Source organism: Actinosynnema sp., from assembly GCF_052038725.1.
The window spans coordinates 1-5,294 of record NZ_JBQGCX010001205.1 but is presented as its reverse complement, the minus strand read 5'-3'; the positions used below and the strand labels follow the sequence as shown (position 1 = coordinate 5,294).

General features: G+C 71.4%; 6 protein-coding genes. 4 read left to right on the top strand and 2 right to left on the bottom strand.

The genetic code is table 11. The features are described 5' to 3' along the window. Positions 1 to 1,195: MFS transporter (locus ACTUAL_RS25345; RefSeq protein ID WP_440902007.1), on the bottom strand; the 1,195-nt coding region annotated here is incomplete at its 3' end. After that, positions 1,192 to 2,658, bottom strand: a complete 1,467-nt coding sequence (locus ACTUAL_RS25340) for an NAD(P)-binding domain-containing protein (protein ID WP_440902006.1) — start codon at positions 2,656 to 2,658, stop codon at positions 1,192 to 1,194. The genes ACTUAL_RS25345 and ACTUAL_RS25340, both read right to left, overlap by 4 nt. Before the next feature lie 114 nt (positions 2,659 to 2,772). Here ACTUAL_RS25340 and ACTUAL_RS25335 point away from each other — a divergent pair, with 114 nt between their 5' ends. The 4 genes from ACTUAL_RS25335 to ACTUAL_RS25320 all read left to right on the top strand — a co-directional run. Beyond that, positions 2,773 to 3,141, top strand: coding sequence for an ArsR/SmtB family transcription factor (locus tag ACTUAL_RS25335; RefSeq protein WP_440902005.1), 369 nt, complete (start codon positions 2,773 to 2,775; stop codon positions 3,139 to 3,141). A 140-nt stretch (positions 3,142 to 3,281) separates the two neighbouring features. Beyond that, positions 3,282 to 4,361: an ACR3 family arsenite efflux transporter gene (gene arsB, locus ACTUAL_RS25330; protein ID WP_440902004.1), complete on the top strand. Its 1,080-nt coding sequence runs from the start codon at positions 3,282 to 3,284 to the stop codon at positions 4,359 to 4,361. A gap of 101 nt (positions 4,362 to 4,462) precedes the next feature. After that, positions 4,463 to 4,882 carry an arsenate-mycothiol transferase ArsC gene (locus ACTUAL_RS25325; RefSeq protein WP_440902003.1) on the top strand — a complete coding sequence of 140 codons (420 nt, stop codon included), beginning with the start codon at positions 4,463 to 4,465 and terminating at the stop codon, positions 4,880 to 4,882. Continuing rightward, positions 4,879 to 5,294: FAD-dependent oxidoreductase (locus ACTUAL_RS25320; RefSeq protein WP_440902002.1), on the top strand; the 416-nt coding region annotated here is incomplete at its 3' end. The genes ACTUAL_RS25325 and ACTUAL_RS25320, both read left to right, overlap by 4 nt.

The window sequence follows — 5,294 nt, the reverse complement described above, 5'->3', positions numbered from 1 at the left end:
CGGCAACGGCGGCGAACATCGGCACGTAGCCGCCGAAGGAGATGATGCTGCCTGCGGTGACCGGAGCGGCAACCCGCCCTACGGTCGCGACGAGGACCTGTCGTCCGGAGGTGTGCGCGAACGCGCGGCGGGGGACGAACTCCCCGAGCAGAGCGGCGCGAGCAATTGTCATCACTCCGAACCCGGCCCCGAAGAGGAGAACGAACAGCACCACGCCGGCGACGCCTGGCACGGTGAGGAGCACCAGGACACCTAAGGCCTGACCTGCGACGATCAGGGCGGCGGTGGCGGCGAGGCCGAGGCGCTGGGCAGCACCGGTGAAGACGACTCGTCCGGTGACCGACATGATCCCCAGGGAGCCGGCCGCCGTGGCGGCAGACAGCGCCGGCATACCTGTGTGGACCAGGTACCCGACGAGATGGACCGCGACCACGGTGACGGCGACGGTGTGCATGAGGTGAGCCAACGTCAGCCGTCGCACCGCAGCCTGCATCGCAGGAGCGGTGCGGCCCTCGGCGGCGGCGGCGGTGAGCTCACTGTCATGGGCCGCGGGTTCGGTCCCGTCCGGGCGCAGGCCATGGTCGGAAGGGGCGCGGCGAAGCACAAGAGCGTGCGGAATGGCGCAGCCGCCCACCAGGACCGCCAGGACCACCAGTGCCGATCGCCAACCCAGGGTGTCCACCAGTGCCTGGGAGACCGGTAGGAAGATCGTCGAGGAGAATCCGGCCACCACGGTCATGGTGAGCAGGGCGGCCCGGCGGCGCCGGTAGAACCAGGTGTTGATCACGGCGAACGCAGGCTCGTAGAGCACTAGGGCGCTGGCCACGCCGATGACGACGAAGGCGGCGTAGAGCTGGGGCATGGTGTGGGCCTGGGACCAGGCCAGCACCCCGGCTCCGGCGAGCAGGCTGCCACCGGTCATGACGGCCCGGGCGCCGTGCCGGTCGACGTGGCGGCCGACCAGGGGAGCGGCTGCACCGCTGACGGCGATGCCGAGGGAGAGGGCGCCGGAGATGGCGGCGGTGCTCGCACCGAGCTCGGCGCGCATGGGCGCGACCATCACGGCGAAGCAGTAGTAGAGCGCGGCGTAGCTGATGGTCTCGGTGACCGCGAGCACCCGCACCATCCGCCAGCCGGGGAAGGCGGCGCGCCGCCGCTGCCGGGCAGCGGCGGCACGTAGCAGGGTGGAGGTCACGCGCCCGTGCAGCACCGGCCCGAGCCGGCGGGGGTGGTGACCACGAGCTCGGCGAGCAGGCCCCCGCCGCCGGTGCCGGTGGCGAAGCCGAGTGCCGGGACCCCGGCGGGTCGTTCGCGGTGCGCGTCGGCCGGCACCTGCAAATCGTGCACACCGGTCGGAGTGCCGCAGCAGCCGCCGCTGGCGGCGGTGTCCTCGCCCTTGGCGTTGACCGAGCAGACCCCGGTCTCGGGCAGCACGAGCTGGACCTCGTCGGCCGCGGCGAGGTCGCCGGCCAGTGCGGCGACCACCGAGCGGACCTGTTCGTTGCCGGTGGTGATGAGGGATGTCGGGGCGCGGCCGTAGGACTTCATCCCGACGATGTACAGGCCGTCGTCGGGCTGGGCCAGGTCGCTGTGGCCGTGGGGCGGCACGGTGCCGCAGGAGTGGTACTGCGGGTCGACCAGCGGCGCCAGCCGGGTCGGGGCCTCGAGGGCCGGGTGCAGGTCGAGCTGGGTCTCGGCGAGCATGGACAGGTCGGGCCGGAACCCGGTCGCGGCCGCCAGGTTGTGGATGCCTTCGAGGCTGAGCGCGCCGTCCGCCGTTTCACCATGGACCGTGAGGTTGTCCTGGCCGGTCTCAAGGGCGGTGATGGAGAAGCCGGTGACCAGCCGCACGGCGCCGGAGTCCACGAGCGCGTGCAGGTCGGTGCCGAGCTGGCCGCGTGCGGGCAGCTGGTCGGCCGTCCCACCGCCGTAGACCTTTCCCGGCGAGGCGCCGCGGACGGCCCACAGGATCTCCGTCCTCGGCTCCTGCTCGGCCAGCCGGGCGAGGTTCAGCAGCGTGTTCGCCGCGGAGTGCCCGGCGCCCACGACGAGCGTGCGGCGGCCGGCGAAACGTGCCCGGTCCCGGCCCAGGACGTCCGGCAGCGGCCCTACCAGGAAGTCTGCGGCCTCGTCCTCCCCGAGCGCGGGCAGACCCGAGGCTCCCAGGGGGTTGGGCTGGCCCCAGGTGCCCGAGGCGTCGATCACTGCGCGGGCGTACAGCTCGCTCACCGTCCCAGCGCTGTCGCGGACACGCAGGACGAACGGGCGTTCCGCCCGGCCGATGCTGCGGGTCTTGTCCATCCCCGCCCGCGAGACCGCCAGCACCCGCGTCCCGACACGCACCTGATCGGCGAACAGCCGGCCGAGCGGGAGCAGGTAGTGCTCGACCAGCTCCGCACCGGTGGGCGGGACCGGGGTGGCCGGGGGAGCCCAGCCGGTCGGCGCCAGCAGCTTCTCTGCCGTGGCGTCGACGATGTACTGCCACGGGGTGAAGGTGCGGATGTGGCCCCACTCGGAGACGGCGGCGCCGACCTCGTCCCCGGCCTCGAGGACCAGGAACGGCAGCCCCCGGTCGGCCAGGTGTGCGGCGGCGGCCAGCCCCACCGGTCCGGCGCCGACGACGGCGACGGGAAGGTCCTCACGGTTCGCTGTGGTCATGATGATGTCCTGCCTCCTGGCGGCTCCGCCGGTCGATGGCCTAGTATCGACGTCTGTCGATGGAGTGCAGCCTGCACCCAAACATCGATGATTGTCAATAGAGGAGCCTGTGACGTGTCGACCCCCACCCGAGCCCTGCCTGTCGTCCCCACCCAGCCGACGGTGGAGGAGTGCTGCGCTCCGCTGCGGGCCAGTGCCCTGACCTCCGAGGAGGCCGGCGAGCTGGCCCGCCGGTTCGCCGCGCTGGGCGACCCCGTGCGCCTCAGACTGCTGAACCTGCTGGCCACCAGCAGCGACGGTGCCGTGTGCGTGTGCGACCTGGTCGAGCCTGTCGGCAAGAGCCAGCCCACCGTCAGCCACCATCTCAAGATCCTGCGTGAGGCGGGCCTGGTCACCAGCGAGCGGCGTGGCACCAACGTCTGGTACGCCGCCGTGCCGGCAGCGATTGACTCGCTCCGCCAGGCGCTGGCACCGGCGCCCTGAAGGAGCCGCCTGGGCGCGGCACCGCCGGGGGCAGGGCGGCCCAGATTGACATTCGTCCATGCCGTCCCCCACGATGCTCACATCGATAGGCGTCTATAGATGGGATCCGTATGAGCCAGGGCACCCCGACGGCAGCGGGCATGGTCACCGACTCACCCACCGCTCACCTGTCCACCACCGACAAGTACCTGCCGGTGTGGATCGGTGCGGCGATGGTCGCGGGGCTGCTGCTGGGCCGGTCGGTGCCCGGACTGGACTCCTGGCTCGGTGCGGTGGAGGTCGATGGTGTCTCGCTGCCGATCGCCCTCGGCCTCCTGGTGATGATGTACCCGGTGCTGGCCAAGGTCCGCTACGACCGGCTCGACACCGTCGTGGCCGACCGCCGGATGCTGCTCAGCTCACTGGTGCTGAACTGGCTCGTCGGCCCGGCGCTGATGTTCGCGCTGGCATGGGTCTTCCTGGCCGACCTGCCCGAGTACCGCACCGGACTGATCATCGTCGGCCTGGCCCGGTGCATCGCGATGGTCATCATCTGGAACGACCTGGCGTGCGGCGACCGGGAGGCCGCCGCGGTGCTGGTCGCGCTCAACTCGGTCTTCCAGGTGGTCGCCTTCGCGGGGCTCGGCTGGTTCTACCTGTCGGTGCTGCCAGGCTGGCTCGGCCTGGACCAGGCGGCCCTGGACGTCTCGGCCTGGCAGATCGCCAAGTCGGTCCTCAGCTTCCTCGGGATCCCGCTGCTGGCCGGGTTCTTCTCCCGCGTCTGGGGTGAGAAGGCCAAGGGCCGCACCTGGTACGAGGAGCGTTTCCTCCCCGCGGTCAGCCCCTGGGCGCTGCGCGGTCTGCTGTTCACGATCGTGCTGCTGTTCGCGCTGCAGGGTGACCGGATCACCTCCCAGCCGCTGGATGTCGCACGCATGGCGGTGCCGCTGCTGCTCTACTTCGGCCTGATGTGGGGTGTCGGGTTCGCCCTCGGCAAGGGCCTGGGGATGTCGTACGAGCGCACCACCACCCTCGCCTTCACCGCTGCCGGCAACAACTTCGAGCTTGCCATCGCCGTCGCGATCGCCACCTTCGGTATCGCCTCCGGTGAGGCGGTCGCCGCCGTGGTCGGCCCGCTCATCGAGGTGCCGATCCTGGTCGGGCTCGTCTACGTCTCCCTCGCGCTGCGGGACCGCTTCAGACACCCTGAGGTCCCGACCGATGTCCCCTCCCAGGCCTGAGCACGTCAGCCGGCACACGCTTCGGGCCCGCGTGATCACCCTGTAGGGCGACCTGCACCTCTGACCCCCTGTCTGTCCACCCGTCGCGAGAGGATCACTACGTGCCCGACGTCCCCACGGTGCTGTTCGTCTGCGTCAAGAACGCCGGCAAGTCGCAGATGGCCGCCGCTCTCATGCGTCAGCGCTACGGCGGTACCGTCCGGGTGCTCTCTGCCGGGACACGTCCCGGGAGCGCGCTGAACGAAGAGTCGGTGGCGGCGCTGGAGGAGGTGGGTGCCTCGACCGTCGGCGAGCACCCCAAACCGGTCGACGGGGCGCTGCTCGCCCAGGTGGACCTGGTCGTCCTCCTCGGCGAGGAGGTCCAGCTCGCCCTCGGCGCAATGCCTGCCCAGCGGTGGGTCACCGACGAGCCGTCACGTCGAGGCGTGGAGGGCATGGAACGCATGCGGCTGGTGCGCGACGATATTGCCGACCGTGTCGCCACCCTGGGCGCGCAGCTGGGACTCCGGTCACCGGCATGACCGACCGTGTCACGCAGCAGGTCCGCGCACTCATCGTCGGCGGCGGTCAGGCCGGGCTCGCGACCGCGTTCTACCTGCGCCGCCGGGGTATCGAGCACGTGGTGCTGGACGAGCAGACCGGGCCGGGCGGTGCCTGGCTGCATACCTGGAAGTCTCTGCGCCTGTTCTCACCCGCCGCCTACTCCTCTCTGCCCGGGTGGCCCATGCCGCCCACGACCAGCGACGGTTACCCCGACGCCGCCCACGTCGTCGACTATCTCGCGCGCTACGAGCAGCGCTACGACATCCCGGTACGCCGCGGGGAACGCGTCACGGCCGTGGACGTCGAGGGCGGTGGCTTCCGGGTAACCACCTCGGCAGGCTCTTGGCGAGCCAGGGCGGTCTTCAACGCCACCGGCAGTTGGTCCCGCCC

What these genes read in the sequence shown, in the direction of transcription:
- ACTUAL_RS25340 (WP_440902006.1), bottom strand. Translation starts at nt 2,658, where the DNA reads ATGACCACAGCGAACCGTGAGGACCTTCCCGTCGCCGTCGTCGGCGCC.
- arsB (WP_440902004.1), top strand. Translation starts at nt 3,282, where the DNA reads ATGGTCACCGACTCACCCACCGCTCACCTGTCCACCACCGACAAGTAC.